12 protein-coding genes are annotated in these 16,568 nt (G+C 65.8%); 4 read left to right on the top strand and 8 right to left on the bottom strand.

Going from position 1 to position 16,568, the window contains the following annotated elements; translation table 11 throughout:
- Positions 1-209 precede the first annotated feature (209 nt).
- From AC066Y_RS17040 to AC066Y_RS17030, 3 genes are all read right to left on the bottom strand, one after another.
- Positions 210-1,358, bottom strand: a complete 1,149-nt coding sequence (locus AC066Y_RS17040) for an acyltransferase family protein (protein WP_478274876.1) — start codon at positions 1,356-1,358, stop codon at positions 210-212.
- Between the two features lie 70 nt (positions 1,359-1,428).
- Complete coding sequence (gene chrA, locus AC066Y_RS17035; protein ID WP_478274875.1) at positions 1,429-2,652, bottom strand: chromate efflux transporter; 1,224 nt, start codon at positions 2,650-2,652, stop codon at positions 1,429-1,431.
- 496 nt (positions 2,653-3,148) lie between these two features.
- The gene (locus AC066Y_RS17030) at positions 3,149-4,048 is read right to left on the bottom strand and encodes a LysR family transcriptional regulator (protein WP_478274927.1); all 900 of its coding nucleotides are present in this window, start codon (positions 4,046-4,048) and stop codon (positions 3,149-3,151) included.
- 103 nt (positions 4,049-4,151) lie between these two features.
- Between AC066Y_RS17030 and AC066Y_RS17025 the strand changes: the two genes are divergently transcribed.
- Entirely contained in the window at positions 4,152-5,141 is a 990-nt protein-coding gene (locus AC066Y_RS17025; RefSeq protein ID WP_478274874.1) for a zinc-dependent alcohol dehydrogenase family protein, read from the top strand.
- Between the two features lie 107 nt (positions 5,142-5,248).
- Here the strand turns inward: AC066Y_RS17025 and AC066Y_RS17020 are convergent, their stop codons facing one another.
- Positions 5,249-6,721: a protein adenylyltransferase SelO gene (locus AC066Y_RS17020; RefSeq protein ID WP_478274873.1), complete on the bottom strand. Its 1,473-nt coding sequence runs from the start codon at positions 6,719-6,721 to the stop codon at positions 5,249-5,251.
- Positions 6,722-6,928: 207 nt separating this feature from the next.
- Here AC066Y_RS17020 and aspS point away from each other — a divergent pair, with 207 nt between their 5' ends.
- A complete protein-coding gene (gene aspS / locus AC066Y_RS17015; RefSeq protein WP_478274872.1) occupies positions 6,929-8,704 on the top strand; it encodes an aspartate--tRNA ligase in 1,776 nt (591 codons plus the stop codon).
- Between the two features lie 272 nt (positions 8,705-8,976).
- Here the strand turns inward: aspS and AC066Y_RS17010 are convergent, their stop codons facing one another.
- A complete protein-coding gene (locus tag AC066Y_RS17010; protein WP_478274871.1) occupies positions 8,977-10,974 on the bottom strand; it encodes a hypothetical protein in 1,998 nt (665 codons plus the stop codon).
- Between the two features lie 223 nt (positions 10,975-11,197).
- On the opposite strand from AC066Y_RS17010, the gene AC066Y_RS17005 reads away from it, so the two are divergent.
- Both AC066Y_RS17005 and AC066Y_RS17000 read left to right on the top strand, forming a co-directional pair.
- Positions 11,198-13,507: an NADP-dependent malic enzyme gene (locus tag AC066Y_RS17005; protein WP_207838983.1), complete on the top strand. Its 2,310-nt coding sequence runs from the start codon at positions 11,198-11,200 to the stop codon at positions 13,505-13,507.
- Between the two features lie 178 nt (positions 13,508-13,685).
- Positions 13,686-14,138: a DoxX family protein gene (locus tag AC066Y_RS17000; protein ID WP_478274870.1), complete on the top strand. Its 453-nt coding sequence runs from the start codon at positions 13,686-13,688 to the stop codon at positions 14,136-14,138.
- A 104-nt stretch (positions 14,139-14,242) separates the two neighbouring features.
- On the opposite strand, the gene AC066Y_RS16995 is transcribed toward AC066Y_RS17000, so the two are convergent.
- From AC066Y_RS16995 to AC066Y_RS16985, 3 genes are all read right to left on the bottom strand, one after another.
- On the bottom strand, positions 14,243-14,800 hold the full coding sequence (locus tag AC066Y_RS16995) for a dihydrofolate reductase family protein (RefSeq protein ID WP_478274869.1): 558 nt from the start codon (positions 14,798-14,800) through the stop codon (positions 14,243-14,245).
- A 20-nt stretch (positions 14,801-14,820) separates the two neighbouring features.
- Positions 14,821-15,807, bottom strand: coding sequence for a polysaccharide deacetylase family protein (locus tag AC066Y_RS16990; RefSeq protein WP_478274868.1), 987 nt, complete (start codon positions 15,805-15,807; stop codon positions 14,821-14,823).
- A gap of 162 nt (positions 15,808-15,969) precedes the next feature.
- Entirely contained in the window at positions 15,970-16,539 is a 570-nt protein-coding gene (locus AC066Y_RS16985) for a glutathione peroxidase (protein ID WP_456670319.1), read from the bottom strand.
- Between the last annotated feature and the right edge of the window lie 29 nt (positions 16,540-16,568).

Here is a 16,568-nt window from a genome sequence, read left to right as displayed (position 1 = left end):
GTCGTGCCGGCCATTCCGGCCGGGATACACGCGGGCGATCTCGACGAGCTTTGTCTCAGCCTGGCTGCAACCCTGTACCCTCGTCAGGTCATCGAGAAAGGCGACGATGGCGATGCGCGGCGCCTATGGCGAGCTTCGCTATCGCGATGAGCCGACGCCGATGCCGTGTTTTGCGCCGGATGGGCGAGCAATCGCTGGTCGCGACGCAATCAGTGATTGGCGATTTGCCCGGCTTCGACCGGGGCGGCGATGTGGCCCGGATCGATCCGCGCGTCGCGAATGCGCGACGGCCATCCGTGGCGCGAGGCCAGCATCGTGAGCCTGTCCCTGACGAGATCATGCGCCGGGCCTTCGAGGAAGCGCCAGACGAACCATGCCAGCGTCGCCATGCTTGCCACCACGAGCACGGTCGAAAGCGCGCCCGGCGTTGGCGTCATCAGGAGCAGGAGCACGTAGCCGAGCTGCAGGTGCAGCAGATAGAGCGGATAGGTGATGCCGCCCACGGCCCTGACCAGGCTGTCCGGCAGCGGCACCGACTTGATCCGCGTGGCGGCGAACACGACGCCGAGCGAGACGACGCAGATCACGGTGACGACGCGCGGATCGAAGCTGCCATGGGTGTGGACGCCGAGCCGTTCCAGCTTGTGCACGGCCTGGAACGTCGCGGTGCCCATCGCCAGCGTCAGCAGGCTGTAGAGCCTGGTGTCGCGCCGTCCGCGGTAATGCTCATAGATCAGGAGCCCGACGGCGAAGAAGCCGCTGTCGTCGGCCATGAACAGCTTCTCGAACAGCGGAACGTCCAGCGTCAGCTCGTTGGCGAAGGTGATGGCGATCCACGCCAGGATGATGGTGTCGATCTTCCGCGGGAAAATGCCCCAGGCCAGAAACAGCGCGACCCAGACGTAAAACACGACCTCGATCACCAGCGACCAGTAGGCATCGTCCATGTAGGGCTGACCGAGCATCGGCGCCGCGATGAACAGATTTGCCAGCCATTGCTCCCACGTCACGTGGAAATACGCCTGGCCGAGCAGCAGCGTGGTGAGGAAGGTCAGCGTCATGCAGATGACGAAGGTCGGATAGATCCGGCTGAAGCGGGCGATCGCGAAACCGACCGGCGTGCGGCCTTCGGCCGAATAGGCAATGACGAAGCCGCTGATGGCGAAGAACACGGGGACGCCGAGGAAGCCGTATTGGGCGACCGGGGCGAGGTACGGCATCGCCACCTTTTGAACGCCGTGCGATGCGGTGCCCCAGAAGCCGTAATGGTACAGGATCACGGCCCCGACCGCGGCGAGCCGCAGCAGGTCCAGCACGGGAACCCGGGTCGGATCCGGTTGTTTGGCTAGGCTCGGCATACGCGCCCAATCATGGCGGCGAGGCATGAAGGCGTTGTTAATCCGGCCGGCCGAACGCCTGAGCGGCTGTTCACGATTGCAAGAGGCCGGTGGCGATACCGGCCGCCGCGCTGAGGACGACCACCACGAGCGGCGGCGCGCGCCATGCCATGAGCAGGACGAAGCCGGCCAGCGCGATGCCGAAATCGAGCGGACGCTGTACGCTGCTGGTCCAGACCGGATTGTAGAGCGCGGCACCGAGGATGCCGACCACGGCGGCGTTGACGCCACGCATCATCGCCTGTGCCGCGGGCCGTTTGCGGAAACCATCCCAGAACGGCAGCGCCGCGAGCAGGATGAGAATTCCCGGAATGAAGATGCCGACGAGGCCGGTGATCGCGCCCGGCACGCCGCCGATCACGGCGCCGAGATAGGCGGCGAAGGTGAACAGCGGGCCCGGCACGGCCTGCGCGGCGCCGTAGCCGGTCAGGAACGCGTCGTCGCCGATCCAGCCCGGCGTCACCACGGCTTCGCGCAGCAGCGGCAGCACGACATGGCCGCCGCCGAACACCAGCGCGCCGGAGCGGTAGAAGGCCTCGAACGGGCCGAGACCGGGCCATGCGCGGGCGAGGAGCGGCAACCCGACCAGCAGGGCAAGGAACAGGATCAGTGCGCAGAGGCCAACGCGGCGCGACACCGGCATCGCGATGTGCGTGACGCCGTTGACCGGTTGCGCACGGCAGAACCACAACCCGGCGACGGCGCCGAGCACGATGGCGCCGATCTGCGCGATCGACGAGGAGCTCGCGAGGATGACGAGTGCCGCGACCGTCGCAATGGATGCGCGCGCGCGGTCCGGACAAAGCGAGCGCGCCATGCCCCAGACCGCTTGGGCGACGATCGCCACCGCGACGAGCTTGAGGCCATGCACCAGCCCCGCGCCGGCCGGGCCGCTCAATCCGCTGGCGCCGAAGGCAAACAGCACCAGCGCAATCGCCGAGGGCAGCGTGAAGCCGGTCCAGGCCGCCAGCGCGCCCAGATAGCCGGCGCGCATCAGGCCAAGCGAAAAGCCGACCTGGCTGCTCGCAGGCCCCGGCAGGAATTGGCAGAGCGCGACCAGATCCGCATAGGCCTGTTCGTTAAGCCAGCGCCTGCGGGTGACGAACTCGTCGCGGAAATAACCGATATGCGCGATCGGACCGCCGAAGCAGGTCACGCCGAGCTTGAGGAAAATGAACAGCACTTCGAGCGGCGAGTGAGCTGAGCTCGCGGTGGAGGGCGATGTCTGGGGCTGCTGGACGTCGGTGTCGTTCAAGCGTCAATTCCCTGACTTGCGTCCCGCGCCAGGACTCATCAGGGCAAGCATATCTCCATTCGATGGCGTCCAGGCGCGGTATTATCGCGCCAAAATTATTGGGCCAAATGCAAGATAATCCCTGAGGGTAACCACCGAAACGACGGCGGAGACGAGGATGACATTCGAGGTCATCTTGGCCTCATCCGGTAGAGAACGCGCGCATGAAGTGGCGGGTGCCAGTTTCGACTCCGGCGCCTCACTCGTATCCGATGTTCTTAGACGGCCGCCGTGCCGCAGGCATCGCCAGCACGACAAGACACAGCGCGATCATCGCCAGTCCCATGAATTCGAATGCAAATGCGTCCACGGGCCATTCTCCCCCATTAGAAACAATTAGACTTGCTGGGGGAGCGTTGACGCGCTGTTAAGCCTTATGGTTACCGCCGCGAGCCTCCCGGCATGGTGGAGGGTGAGTTAACGCTCACGACGGGCGTCGCGGCACAATGCGTTCGCGCTAGGCCACGAGCTTCGGCAGCGCGGCTGCGAGCGCGTCGACCGCAAGCCGGGCCTTCAGCGGCAGTCGCGGCGTCGGCAGCCACAACGCATGACAATCGTAGGGAAGCTCCCCTTCGTTGCCGAGAACGCGGACCAGCACGCCGCGCTCGAGGCGTTCGCGCACCAGCCAGGAGGGCAGCCACGCCAACCCCATGCCGCGCGCCGCGGCGTCGGCGATGGCCTCGAGATCGTCGAGCTTGAGCCGTCCGGCGGGCCAGACCTCGCGCGGCGGCTGGCCGTCACGCGGGAACAGCCATGGGCGCGCGCGTCCCAGGCGGCGATAGACGATCGCCTGATGATGGCCGAGTTCGTCGAGCGTGCGCGGCTTGCCGTGCGCCTTCAAATAGGCGCGCGAGCCGCACACTACCATGCGCTGGCGCGCGATGCGCCGCGCGATCACGCCGGATTGCTCGTCGAGATCGCCGGTCCTGATCGCAAGGTCGTAGCCGCCGTCCATCAGATCGGTGACCGGATCGCCAAACGAGAGATCGAGCTCCAGGGCAGGATATTTCTGCGCCAGCTTGAGCAGCAGCGGCGCGACGCAATGCCGGCCCAACAGCGCCGGCATCGTGACCTTGAGCCGTCCGCGCGGTTCGGACAGTTGATCGGAAGCGAGCGCGTCGGCGGCTTCCGCCTCGGCGAGCACCGCGCGGCAACGCTCGTAATAGGCTTGGCCGAACTCGGTCAGGCTCTGACGTCGCGTGGTGCGGTGGATCAGGCGGACGCCGAGCCGCTCTTCGAGGAAGCGGACATGCTTGCCGACCATCGGGCCGGACATCTCGAGCGCCTCGGCGGCGGCCGCGAAGGAACCGAGATCGACCGCCCTGAGAAACACGGCCATGCTGGTCAGGCGGTCCATCATTCGAAACCCTAAGTTTTGACTGTTCAGTCTGCGGGATGATTTATCCGCAGAACTGGCCTTGGCATAGCTCATTCAACTCAACTGTTTTGGAGTGTTGCCGATGGCTCGCGTGGTTCGTTTTCATCAACATGGTGGTCCCGAGGTGTTGCGCATCGAGGACGTGGCGATCGCGCCGCCGGCGCCCGGCGAGATCCGGATCCGGATCAAGGCGCTCGGACTGAACCGCGCCGAGGCCCTGATGCGCACGGGGACCTATATCGAGACGCCGGCGCTGCCGTCCGGCCTCGGCCTCGAGGCCGCCGGGCTTGTCGAAGCGATCGGCGAGGGGGTCGGCGGCTTTGCGCTCGGGGATGCCGTCAGCATCGTGCCGCCGATCTCGATGGCGCGCTGGCCGGCCTATGGCGAGCTCGCAACGTTCCCGGCCGCACTCGTCGTCAAGCATCCGCCGGCGCTGGGTTTTCAGGAGGCTGCCGCGGTGTGGATGCAATACCTCACGGCGTATGGCGCCTTGATCGATATTGCGAAGCTTGTCCGTGCGGAGTTCGTCGTCATCACGGCAGCATCGAGCAGCGTCGGGCTCGCCGCGATCCAGATCGCCAACCGTATCGGTGCGATCCCGATCGCGGTGACACGCACGTCAGCCAAGGCGCAGGCCCTGCGCGACGCCGGCGCTGCGCATGTGATCGCGTCCGCGGAGGAAGACCTGCAATCGAGGCTGGAGCGGATCGCAGGGCCGAACGGCGTTCGCGTGGTGCTCGACCCGGTCGGCGGCCCCGTCTTCATGCCGCTGACGTCAGCGATGGCGGATGGCGGCATCCTGATCGAGTATGGCGGGCTCAGCGAGGCGCCGACGCCGTTTCCGCTGTTCACGGTGCTGAGCAAGAGCCTGATCCTGCGCGGCTACCGGGTGCACGAGATTGTCCAGGATCCGGTGCGGCTCGAAGCGGCGAAGGCGTTTATCCTCGACGGGCTTGCCGACGGCGCGCTGAGGCCGATCATCGCGCGGACGTTTGCCTTCGAGGAGATCGTGGAGGCGCACCGGTATCTGGAGTCGAACGTGCAGTTCGGGAAGATCGTGGTGACGGTGTGAGAGTAGGACGGGTAGCGGTGCGTAGGGCGGGTTAGGCGCAAGCCGTAACCCGCCGCGACGCTTGCTCAGCAGTGGCGGATTACGCTTCGCTAATCCGCCCTACAAAGTCACGTCCCGCAGAACGTCTGCGTCACCATCTGCTCGGGCAGCGGAGGATCGGCGTAGGCCGCGAACTGCGGCTGGTCCTCGTACGGCTTCGCCAGCACCGTCAGCAGTTCCTCGAACGGCGCGTAGTCGTCGTTGTTGACGGCGGCCGCAATCACCGCCTCGATGCGGTGGTTGCGCGGGATGAAGGCCGGATTGACGGCCCCCATCGCGGCCTTGCGGTCGGCCGGCGTCTGCTGTTCCAGCGCGAGGCGGGCGCGCCAGCGGCCGGCCCATTCGTCGAACGCTGCGGGATCGGTGAATTGCGCGCGGACGTCGGCGGCGTCGCCGCTCGCTGCCTCGCCGAGATGGCGGAAGGTCAGCGTGAAGTCGGCCGCGTTCCTGGCCATCGCGTCGAGCAGATCCTGGATCAGCGCTTCGTCACCGTCGCGCGCAGTGAACAGGCCGACCTTGGCGCGCAGCCCGGCCTGATAGGCCGCGGTGAACTTCTCCGGAAACTCGCCGAGGATCACTTGCGCCTGTTCGATGGCCTTCTCCTGCTCGCTGTCGAACAGCGGCAGCAGGCATTCGGCGAGCCGGGTCAGATTCCACAAAGCGATGCGTGGCTGGTTGGCATAGGCGTAGCGGCCCATCTCGTCGATCGAGGAGAACACCTGCGCCGGGTTGTAGGCGTCGAGGAAGGCGCACGGGCCGTAGTCGATGGTCTCGCCCGAGATCGAGCTGTTGTCGGTGTTCATGACGCCGTGGATGAAGCCGACCAGCAGCCAGCGCGCGACCAGCGCGGCCTGCCGCGCCACGACGCCGTCGAGCAGCGCGTGATAGGGCTGGCCGGCATCCTTCAGCTCGGGATAGTGCCTCGCGATGACATGGTCGGCCAGCGCACGCACGCCGTCGGTGTCGCCGCGGGCGGCGAAGAACTGGAAGGTGCCGACGCGAATGTGGCTCGCGGCGACGCGGGTCAGGACCGCGCCCGGCAGCGCGGTCTCGCGCATCACGGGCTCTCCGGTGACGACGGCGGCGAGCGAGCGGGTGGTTGGGATGCCCAGCGCGAACATCGCCTCGCTGACGATGTATTCGCGCAGCACCGGACCGAGCGCGGCGCGGCCGTCGCCGCGGCGGGAGAACGGGGTCGGGCCGCTGCCCTTGAGCTGGATGTCGCGGCGGACGCCATCCTTGTCGATGACCTCGCCGAGCAGGATGGCGCGGCCATCGCCGAGCTGGGGCACAAAGTGCCCGAACTGGTGGCCGGCATAGGCCATCGCGATCGGGTCCGCCCCGTCAGGCAGCCGCTTGCCGGCGAGGATTTCGGCGCCCTCCGCCGTCGAGAGCAGGTCCGGATCCAGCCCGAGTTGGACCGCGAGCGGCCGGTTCAGCTTGATCAACCGGGGGGCGGCCACCGGGGTCGGCGCGACGCGGGCGAAAAAGTTCGCCGGCAGCGCCGAATAGGTGTTCTGGAAGGGGAAATGGATGGTCATGTCGGGAAGATAGGCCTGCGGGCCGAATAGGCAAACGATCGGCGCCCACTTGGCGCCGGATCGGCGTAAAATCTGCGGTTTCGGGGCAAAACCGGCCGTTCCCTTGGTTGCCGCACCCGGCCTCGTCGGGTAAACCCTCCGCAACTTCGGACAGAGCATTTTGGCCCTGTCGCGATTCGACCCTCCGACATCAGTTTTGGAACGAATATGCATCGCTACCGGTCACACACATGCGGCGCGCTCCGAGAGAGCGATATCGACCAGACGGCCCGGCTGTCAGGCTGGGTCCACCGTGTCCGAGACCATGGCGGCGTGCTGTTCGTCGATTTGCGCGACCATTACGGCATCACCCAGTGCGTGGCCGATCCGGACTCGCCGGCATTCGCCGAGGTCGAGAAGTTCCGCTCGGAGTGGGTGGTACGGATCGACGGCAAGGTGCGCCGCCGTCCCGCCGGCACCGACAATCCCGAACTGCCGACCGGCCTGATCGAAATCTACATCAAGGAGATCGAGGTGCTTGGCCCGGCGGCCGAGCTGCCGCTGCCGGTGTTCGGCGAGCAGGAATATCCTGAAGACATCAGGCTCAAATACCGCTTCCTCGACCTGCGTCGCGAGAAGCTGCACCAGAACATCATGACCCGCGGCGCGGTGGTCGATTCCATGCGCAAGCGGATGAAGGAGCAGGGGTTCTTCGAATTCCAGACCCCGATCCTGACGGCGTCGTCGCCGGAAGGCGCGCGCGACTTCCTGGTGCCCTCGCGCATTCATCCCGGCAAGTTCTACGCGCTGCCGCAGGCGCCGCAGCAGTACAAGCAGCTCTTGATGATGTCGGGCTTCGACCGCTACTTCCAGATCGCGCCGTGCTTCCGCGACGAGGACCCGCGCGCCGACCGCCTGCCGGGCGAGTTCTACCAGCTCGACGTCGAGATGAGCTTTGTCACCCAGGATGACGTGTTCGCGGCGATGGAGCCCGTCATCACTGGCGTCTTTGAGGATTTTGCCAAGGGCAAGCCGGTCACGAAGAACTGGCCGCGAATTCCGTTCGCGGAAGCGGTGCGCAAATACGGCTCCGACAAGCCTGATTTGCGCAACAAGATCGTGATGCAGGAAGTCTCCGAGCATTTCCGCGGCTCCGGCTTCAAGGTGTTCGCGCGGATGCTGGAAGACCCGAAGAACCAGGTCTGGGCGATCCCCGGCACCGGTGGCGGCTCGCGCGCCTTCTGCGACCGCATGAACTCGTGGGCGCAGGGCGAGGGACAGCCGGGCCTCGGCTACATCATGTGGCGCGAGGGCGGCGAGGGCGCCGGTCCGCTTGCGAACAACATCGGCCACGAACGGACCGCTGCGATCCGCGACCAGCTCGGCCTGAAGGAGGGCGATGCCGCGTTCTTCGTCGCCGGCGATCCCGAGAAGTTCTGGAAGTTCGCAGGTCTCGCGCGCACCAAGCTCGGCGAGGAATTGAACCTGATCGACAAGGACCGGTTCGAGCTCGCCTGGATCGTCGACTTCCCGATGTACGAGTATGACGAGGAGAACAAGAAGGTCGACTTCTCGCACAACCCGTTCTCGATGCCGCAGGGCGGTCTCGACGCGCTGAAGTCGCAGGACCCGCTGACGATCAAGGCGTTCCAGTACGACATCGCCTGCAACGGCTACGAGATCGCCTCCGGCGGCATCCGCAACCACAAGCCGGAAGCGATGGTGAAGGCGTTCGAGATCGCAGGCTATGGCGAGCAGGAGGTCATCGACCGCTTCGGCGGCATGTACCGCGCGTTCCAGTACGGCGCACCGCCGCACGGCGGCATGGCGGCCGGCCTCGACCGCATCGTGATGCTGCTCTGCGGCACCAACAATCTGCGCGAGATATCGCTGTTCCCGATGAACCAGCAGGCGATGGATTTGTTGATGGGCGCGCCGTCGGAAGCCTCGCCGAAGCAGCTCAAGGAGCTGCACATCAAGACCAACCTGCCGGCGAAGAGCTAGGCCGGTCGTCACCTCGCCCCGCAAGCGGACACTTGCGGGCGAGGCGGCACTTGCGCGATTTCGGAATATTGGAAATATACCCCCGAGTTGCCCGACGTGTCAAGTTGCCTGGCCGAGCGCCGACAGCCGCCAGCTCCTTTGCATGGGGTTGTTTTCGATATTTAGCAGTGCGCGGCGGGAGCCGCCGCAAGCGGGCGGCTTCCGGCGCGTAGCCCTAGCCCCCGGATTGCGCTTCGCTCCATCCGGCTACGGCTACGGGATAAAATGGACGCTCACAGTCCCGTCGAGGCTTCGATCTTGAATTGCGCCAGCGCCGATGGCGGGTCGGTCTTGAGCAGCTGCATCAGCTGAAGTGCCGGCGCTTTCGCGCGTGGGGTCAGCTTGATGACCAGCGTCTGTCCCGGCGTCTCGATGAACTGGCTGATGGCGGTCACAAGCGCCGTGACATCGGCACTGCCGCCGCTCACCGCTTCGCCCTGCGCCTTGATGGTGCCGAGGACCGCGTTGCGCGCCTCGTCGCGGCTGACATTCTGGGTGCGCGCGTACTGGGCGATGGCGAGATCGATGACGCCGAGGTCGTGGACGGTCAGCTCGATCGTGCCGGTCTCGATCTGCGCGGCTGCGCCCAGGGATTCCGCGGCGCTGGTCGAAAATGCCTCGCGCGGCACGTTGGCGAGCGAGACCTTCGCCGACGCGTTCAACAGGCCCGCGATGTCGAGCTTCACCGGCTCGAGCGCGAACGAGCGTGACGCCTCGGTCCAGACCGCGCCGAGATCGGCATCGACGGCCATCCGGTCGATCCCGGCGGCGACGAGTGCCTGTTGCCGCGGATCGGCCGCATCCAGCGGCGCCGCCATCTTTGCGACCAGCCGCAGCTTGCTCGGGATCGTTCCGACGAACTGGCCCCAGTCGAGGCTGAGGACGTCGATGTTGACCGGCTTGCCGGTGGCCTTGTAGGGCGAGGTGACACCCTTGATCTCGACACCCTCGATCAGGGGGAACAGCGTGAGCGCCTGCTCGGGCGACGGCTTCTGCGCGGCGAACTGCGCCGAGAGCCGGATGAAGCTGGCGACATCGAGCGACTTCAGCGCGAAACGTCCGACCTTGAAGGGACCGTTCGGGGCATTGCCATCAAGTCCCTCGACCGCAAGCTCGCCGATCTTGCCGTGTTCGAAGTTGAACCGCATCGAGGCAAGCTTGAGCGGGCCTTTCGGAGTCTCGACCGAGAGCCCATGCAGCTCGGCATTTCCGATGCTGGCACCCGAATAGAGGCCCGCGACTTTCTCCAGCAGTTCGCGCGCCTGGGCCGGAGACGGCGGTGGACTGCCCGGCGGCGGGATCATCGCGAGCAGCGCCGGCAGTTGCATCTTTGACGGGTTCACCCTGACGTCGTCGATGGTCATGCCATCGATCCGCATGTTGAGGGGAGGCGTGGTCGTGGTGGTGATCACGTAGGGACCGGCGGAAACGTGCCCCTGAACCCGGTACTCTCGGTCGTCGTTGGCCTTGGCCGGATCGAATATCGCCGCCATCGCGCCGACGTCGATATCGGTCGCGACCATATTTGCAAGATCGCCGGTCGTCTTGATCGCTTTGCCCGCCGCCTGCGAGTTGATGGTGAACGCGACCTTGTCGATCTTGTTGGTGCCGATCTTTCCGTTCTTCATGTTTTCGATGGCAAGGCCCGAATAGGCGAATTCGCCACCGGCGCCGTCGCCGACATGTGCGGCGGCGCTGAAGGTCATCGTTCCGGTCAAGGTGGGCGCGGTCACCGACGATGCGTTGATGCTCGCGAGCTGGGTGAATGCGAACCGGTACAGCTCGAAGATCGAGGACGAGGCCGGAAGCTGGGGCAGGCCGGCCGGACCGGAATAGTCCTTCACGGTGATGCGCGGCGCCTTGTAGGTCAGGGTGGCGATGGTCGGCGTCGGCCCCGCCACGCCGATCTCGACATCATTGAATGCGACATTGTCGGCGGAGATCCGGCCTGCGTCGGTTTGCCCAAGGCCTGTCATGGTAAGGCTGGCAATCCTGACGTTGACCGGGGATTGCGTCCCCGACTCGGTGGCGATGTCCGAAATCGTCAGGGTGCGGCTCTTGGTGTCGAACGCGATCTTGCCGTGGCTCGCCTTGGCGCCGGCGGCACGGATCTGCTCGAAGGCGGCCTCGACGTCGCGCGTGACCCGGCGCTGGGCATAGAAGTCGAAACCGAAATAGCCGCCGGCCGCGACGACTGCGACGGCGAGCAGGCCGAGCAGAATTTTCTTCATTCGGTCAACTCCGGATCATCAAGGGAAAAAAATTGCCAATCGGCGGTCGGAAGGTGCAGCATCGATGAATCGGCCCGCCCGGGCCTGTTGACGAGGATAGTATCCGATGTTGCATCCAAGCGGCGGGACATGCTTCACATCCGGCTCGATTTGCCGGACAACTGACTTTTGCCTGGATTAGCACAGAAACAAGAAATTTGGGCCGGAAACGCGGGAAGCACGCATGTCGTCATCGTCTGAAGAACTCCATAATGCCGCGCTCGCCTATCACCGGCTGCCGCGGCCGGGCAAGCTCGAGATCCAGGCGATCAAGCCGCTCGCCAACCAGCGCGACCTGGCGCTGGCCTATTCGCCGGGTGTGGCCGCCGCCTGCACCGAGATCGCCAAGAACCCGGCCGAGGCGGCGACGCTGACCGCTCGCGCCAATCTGGTGGCCGTGGTCTCGAACGGCACCGCGGTGCTCGGGCTCGGCAATATCGGCCCGCTGGCATCCAAGCCCGTCATGGAAGGCAAGGCGGTGCTGTTCAAGAAATTCGCCGGCATCGACGTGTTCGACATCGAGATCAACGCCAATACGATCGAGCGCGTGGTCGAGACCGTCGCGGCGCTGGAGCCGACCTTCGGCGGCATCAATCTGGAGGACATCCGCGGGCCGGAGTGCTTCGAGATCGAGACGCAGCTCAAGGAGCGCATGAAGATCCCGGTGTTTCACGACGATCAGCATGGCACCGCCATCATCGTTGCGGCCGCGATCGTCAACGGGCTGCTGCTGAACGGCAAGCAACTGTCGGACGTGAAGATCGTCTGCTCGGGCGCGGGCGCGGCTGCGATCGCGACGCTCAATCTGCTGGTCTCGATGGGGGCGCAGCGCAAGAACATCTTCGTCTGCGACATCGACGGTGTGGTCTATGAGGGCCGCAACACCACGATGGACCGCTGGAAGGCGGTCTACACCCAGAAGACCGACGCGCGCGTGCTCGCCGACGTCGTTCCGGGCGCGGACATCTTCATCGGGCTGTCGGCGCCGGGCGTGCTGAAGCCTGAGATGGTCAAGCAGATGGCCGACAAGCCGCTGGTGATGGCGCTTGCCAATCCGGTGCCGGAGATCATGCCGGAAGAGGCGCGCGCGGCGCGTCCCGACGCGATGATCTGCACCGGCCGGTCGGACTATCCGAACCAGGTCAACAACGTGCTGTGCTTCCCCTTCATCTTCCGCGGCGCGCTCGACGTCGGCGCCACCGCGATCAACGAGGCGATGAAGCACGCCGCGGTCGATGCGATCGCGCAGCTTGCGCGCGATCCGCCGTCGGATGCGGTGGCCCATGGTTTCGACACCGGCGAGACGCAGGGGTTCGGTCCGGGCTCGCTGATCCCGAGCCCATTCGATCCGCGCCTGATCCTGCGCATCGCACCGGCCGTGGCCAGGGCCGCGATCGAGTCCGGCGTCGCGACCCGGCCGATCACCAATTTCGACGAATATGCGGCCAACCTCGAACGCTTCGCGTTCCGCTCCGGCCTCACCATGAAGCCGGTGTTTGCCAAGGCGAAGACCCAGCCGGTGCGCGTGATCTACGCGGAGGGCGAGGACGAGCGCGTGCTGCGCGCGACCCAGGTGGTGCTCGAGGAAAAGCTGGCGCGGCCGATCCTGGTCGGCCGTCCGTCCGTGGTCGAGACCAGGATCAAGCGCTTCGGCCTGTCGATCAAGGCCGGCCGCGATTTCGACCTGGTCAATCCCGAGGACGATCCGCGCTACCGTTCCTACGTGCAGTCCTACATCGACGTCGCCGGGCGTCGCGGCGTGACGCCGGAGGCCGCGCGAACGGTGGTCCGCACCAACAATACAGTGATCGCGGCGCTGGCGGTGTCGCGCGGTGAGGCCGACGCGATGCTGTGCGGCGTCGAGGGCCGCTACATGAGCCATCTGCGCCATGTCCGCGAGATCATCGGCTTCCTGCCGGGGGTCAGCGACTATGCCGCGCTGGCGCTGATGATCACCTCCACCGGCGCCCATTTCCTCGCCGACACCCAGGTGCGGCCGAATCCGAGCGCGGAGGAACTGGCGGAAGTCGCATCGCTCGCGGCGATCCACGTTCAGCGCTTCGCCTTCAAGCCGAAGGTCGCCTTCGTGTCACATTCCGACTTCGGCAGCTATGATACGGACTCCTCGCGCAAGATGCGGCGGGCCACCCAGCTCTTGAAGGACAAGCATCCGGAAATCGAGGCCGACGGCGAAATGCAGGGCGACACCGCGCTGTCGGCGGTTGCGCGCAAGCTCGTCCTGCCGCAGTCGCGGCTGGAAGGCGAGGCCAACATCCTGATCATGCCGAACCTCGACGCCGCCAACATCGCCTACCAGATGATCAAGTCGCTGGCCAACGCGTTGCCGGTGGGGCCGATCCTGATCGGTCCGGCCCGTCCGGCGCACATCCTCACTCCCGGCGTGACGGCGCGCGGCATCCTCAACATGACCGCGGTGGCCGCGGTCGAGGCCCAGGAGCGCGCCGGCCGCGCGCAGCCGACGCTGTTCGGCTGAGCAAGAGTTGCTTTCAGCATGATCTCCGCGCAAACACATGGCGTTTGTCGCGGGGCAAAACCGCTAGGCACTTTTCCGGATCATGCTCGAGACGGATTCGATTTGATCGAAGCAGGCGGGGCGGCCATACTCGCTCCGCCTGCTTCGTCCGATTTCTGCCATCCAGTGAGGCCGACCCATGCCAGCGTTCATCACCTTCGGGCGCATTCTGTTTGCCGTGCTGTTCCTCTATTCGGGGGCGAGCAAGCTGTTCGGCATCCAGGCGACGGCGGATTTGCTCACGGCCAAGGTGACGATCCCGGCCATCGTCGCACCTTACACGCAGCAGATCGAAACCTTCGTCGGCATGCCGTTCATGCAACTGCTGGCGATCACGGTCGGCGGCTTCGAGATCATCGCGGGGCTGATGATCGCGGTGAACGTGCTGGCAAGGTTCTTCGCGATCCTGCTGATCATCTTCGTGTGCTTCACGACCTTCTATTTCCATGATTTCTGGAATCAGCCGGCGCCCGACAACGCCAAGACCCTGATCGACGCGCTGAAGAACCTGTCGCTGATCGGCGCGCTGTTCATCATCGCCGGCTACGGCCGCGGCCCGCGCCGCGACGACCCGGCGTATGGGGACGTGTAGAGCGCTAAGTAGCTGCGCAGGACGGATTAGCGAAGCGTAATCCGCCAACCTGGGCGTCGGGCAAGAGGAGCCGGCGGGTTGCGCCTTCGGCTAACCCGCCAATCTCAACCCACCCGCCGCCATGGCGTCACGCTGACGTCCTGCGCGGCGTCGATCAGTTGCGGCGCACCGGCGTGAAGGCCGTGCGCCGACAGCACCTGCTGCGGGGTGCGGGTAGGGACGCCGGGAAAGCACGGCTCGCCGTCGGGGATGTGCACCTTCGGTGCGACCGAGAGCCAAAACGTGTCGTAGCGGTCCATGAACATGCCGAATACGCCGGGGCCGCCGATGATCGCGACCATGCCCGAGGTCACGCCGGCCTCGCGGCTCGCGGTCTCGAACGGGCAGCCGGCGGGATTCCACAACAGCGCCTTCGGATTGTCAGGATCGGGTGCGACGGCCGCGACCTTGCCAGTCACGATCAGGCGGCGCCGTTTCGGCGCGTTCGGCTGCTCTTCTTGGGAGTGGCGGCCATGGACGACGAGGTCGGCGCGGTCGAGCGCTGCGGTAAAGAACCGCTTGTCGCCCTCGACCTTGAGATCGTCAGGCATCACGTTGTGCGCGTTCGCCAGCCGGCCGTCGGCCGAGACGATGACAAAGCCCTCAATACGCAACGCTGGCACAGAAGCGATCGCCGGCGCGGCTACTGATCGACGGTGGTGACGACGCTGTTCACCGGCCGCGAGCTCACGGTCGGCAGCTTGACGTCCTTGGCGAGTTCCTGCTCGTATTGCGGCAGCACGGTCGCGGGGAATTTGGCGCGCATCGCCACCACCTTGTAGCCGCCGGCCTTGAGCTGCGTCAGCAGCGTCGGCAGGGCTTCCGCGGTGTGCTTCTGGAAGTCGTGCATCAGGATGATGCCCTTGCCGAGCTTGGCGAGCTTCTTCATCACGGTGTCGATCACCTGTTGCGAGTTCTTCGACTTGAAGTCGAAGGAGTCGAGGTCGCAGGAGAAGATCGCGATGTTGCGGTTGCCGAGATAGGTGACCATCTCCGGCGGATGCTGCAGCGCCGGGAAGCGGAAGAACGGCGAGGGTGACGTCTCGAGCGCCCACTTGACCGCAGCCAGGCCGCGCTCGATCTCGTCCTTCTTCTGATCCTCGGTCAGCTTCTTGTTGTTCAGATTCTCGTGCGACCAGGTGTGCGAGCCGACGGTGTGGCCGGCGGCATAGACCTGCCGCAGGATCTCCGGGTGATAGGTGGCGTGCTTGCCGATCGGGAAGAAGATGCCCGTGGTGCATTCGTCCGCGAGCGCCTTCAGCACCGCCGGCGTGTTGCCCGGCCACGGACCGTCGTCGAAGGTCAGCACCACCTCATGGTCGCGCAGGAAGTCGAGCTGCTTGAAATGCTCGAAGCCGAAGCCTGGACCGCCGGTGGTGTCGATCTCGACGGTGCGGGCGACGCCGAGCGCGTTCGGATTGTTGCAGGCGGCGCGTGCCGGTTGCGGCGGTTGCTTCGGCGGCACTTGAGCGGCCGCTGCGGCGGGCGGCGGTGCAGCCGCGGCAGGCGCTGGTGCTGCGGCCGCCGGCGCCGCGGTGGCGCCTTTGGCGGGCGGCGTCTGCGGCCAAGCTGCGCTCGACGCGAGCAACGATACGGTCCCTGCGAAAATCAGACCTGCCGCAATGCGCATGGCGTGTTCCCTGCTGATCGCGCCCGGTGCCGGCACTGCCGCAACCAAGGCCGCTTCACCCCCAAACCGATCGTACCCTAGTCACAGTGCCGACGCCAAGGCAATGAACGTGGCGGGGCCCTGTCCGAAATCCCAGTTAATTCCGGGGATTACCGCCGCCTCTCAGGCCGCCGCCAGTGCCCGTGCGATCCCGGTCTTGATGCGCGTGTCGTCCGGCGTGACCGACTCAGGGAAGACGTCCGCGATATAGCCGTCGCGGCCGATCAGGTATTTGTGGAAATTCCAGCGCGGCACGTCCTTCGGCCGTGCCTCCGCCGCCCAGCGGTAAAACGGGTGCGCGTTGGCGCCCTTGACCACGGCTTTTGCCGCGATCGGGAAGGTGACGCCGTATTGATGCTGCGCGGTCTCGGCGATCTCGGTCGGGCCGCCGGGTTCCTGGCCGCCGAAATCATTGGAGGGCACGCCGATGATGACGAAGCCGCGATCGCGGAATTCGGTCCACAATTGCTGCAGGCCGGCATATTGCGGCGTGAAGCCACAGAGCGAGGCCGTGTTCACGATCATCAGGGGATGGCCGGCATAGTCGGCAAGGCGAATGTCGCCGCCAGAGAGCGCCGGAAATGAGAAGGCGTAGGCCGTGATCCGGCTCATCGCCGGCTGCTCCGCATGCAGCGCACGGGATCCCGCAGCCGCGGCCAACGCCGCCACGATCAATGTCCTGCGGTCCATCATGGTCTCGTCCCCGGAACAGATGTCGCCGA

Source organism: Bradyrhizobium sp. USDA3010 (assembly GCF_056429065.1).
This window is presented reverse-complemented; position numbering and strand designations above follow the sequence as displayed.

Bases quoted from the DNA above. Each gene is read 5' to 3' on its own strand.
- AC066Y_RS17040 (WP_478274876.1), bottom strand. From the start codon at position 1,358: ATGCCGAGCCTAGCCAAACAACCGGATCCGACCCGGGTTCCCGTGCTG.
- AC066Y_RS17030 (WP_478274927.1), bottom strand. From the start codon at position 4,048: ATGGACCGCCTGACCAGCATGGCCGTGTTTCTCAGGGCGGTCGATCTC.
- AC066Y_RS17025 (WP_478274874.1), top strand. From the start codon at position 4,152: ATGGCTCGCGTGGTTCGTTTTCATCAACATGGTGGTCCCGAGGTGTTG.
- AC066Y_RS17020 (WP_478274873.1), bottom strand. From the start codon at position 6,721: ATGACCATCCATTTCCCCTTCCAGAACACCTATTCGGCGCTGCCGGCG.
- aspS (WP_478274872.1), top strand. From the start codon at position 6,929: ATGCATCGCTACCGGTCACACACATGCGGCGCGCTCCGAGAGAGCGAT.
- AC066Y_RS17010 (WP_478274871.1), bottom strand. From the start codon at position 10,974: ATGAAGAAAATTCTGCTCGGCCTGCTCGCCGTCGCAGTCGTCGCGGCC.
- AC066Y_RS17005 (WP_207838983.1), top strand. From the start codon at position 11,198: ATGTCGTCATCGTCTGAAGAACTCCATAATGCCGCGCTCGCCTATCAC.
- AC066Y_RS17000 (WP_478274870.1), top strand. From the start codon at position 13,686: ATGCCAGCGTTCATCACCTTCGGGCGCATTCTGTTTGCCGTGCTGTTC.
- AC066Y_RS16990 (WP_478274868.1), bottom strand. From the start codon at position 15,807: ATGCGCATTGCGGCAGGTCTGATTTTCGCAGGGACCGTATCGTTGCTC.
- AC066Y_RS16985 (WP_456670319.1), bottom strand. From the start codon at position 16,539: ATGATGGACCGCAGGACATTGATCGTGGCGGCGTTGGCCGCGGCTGCG.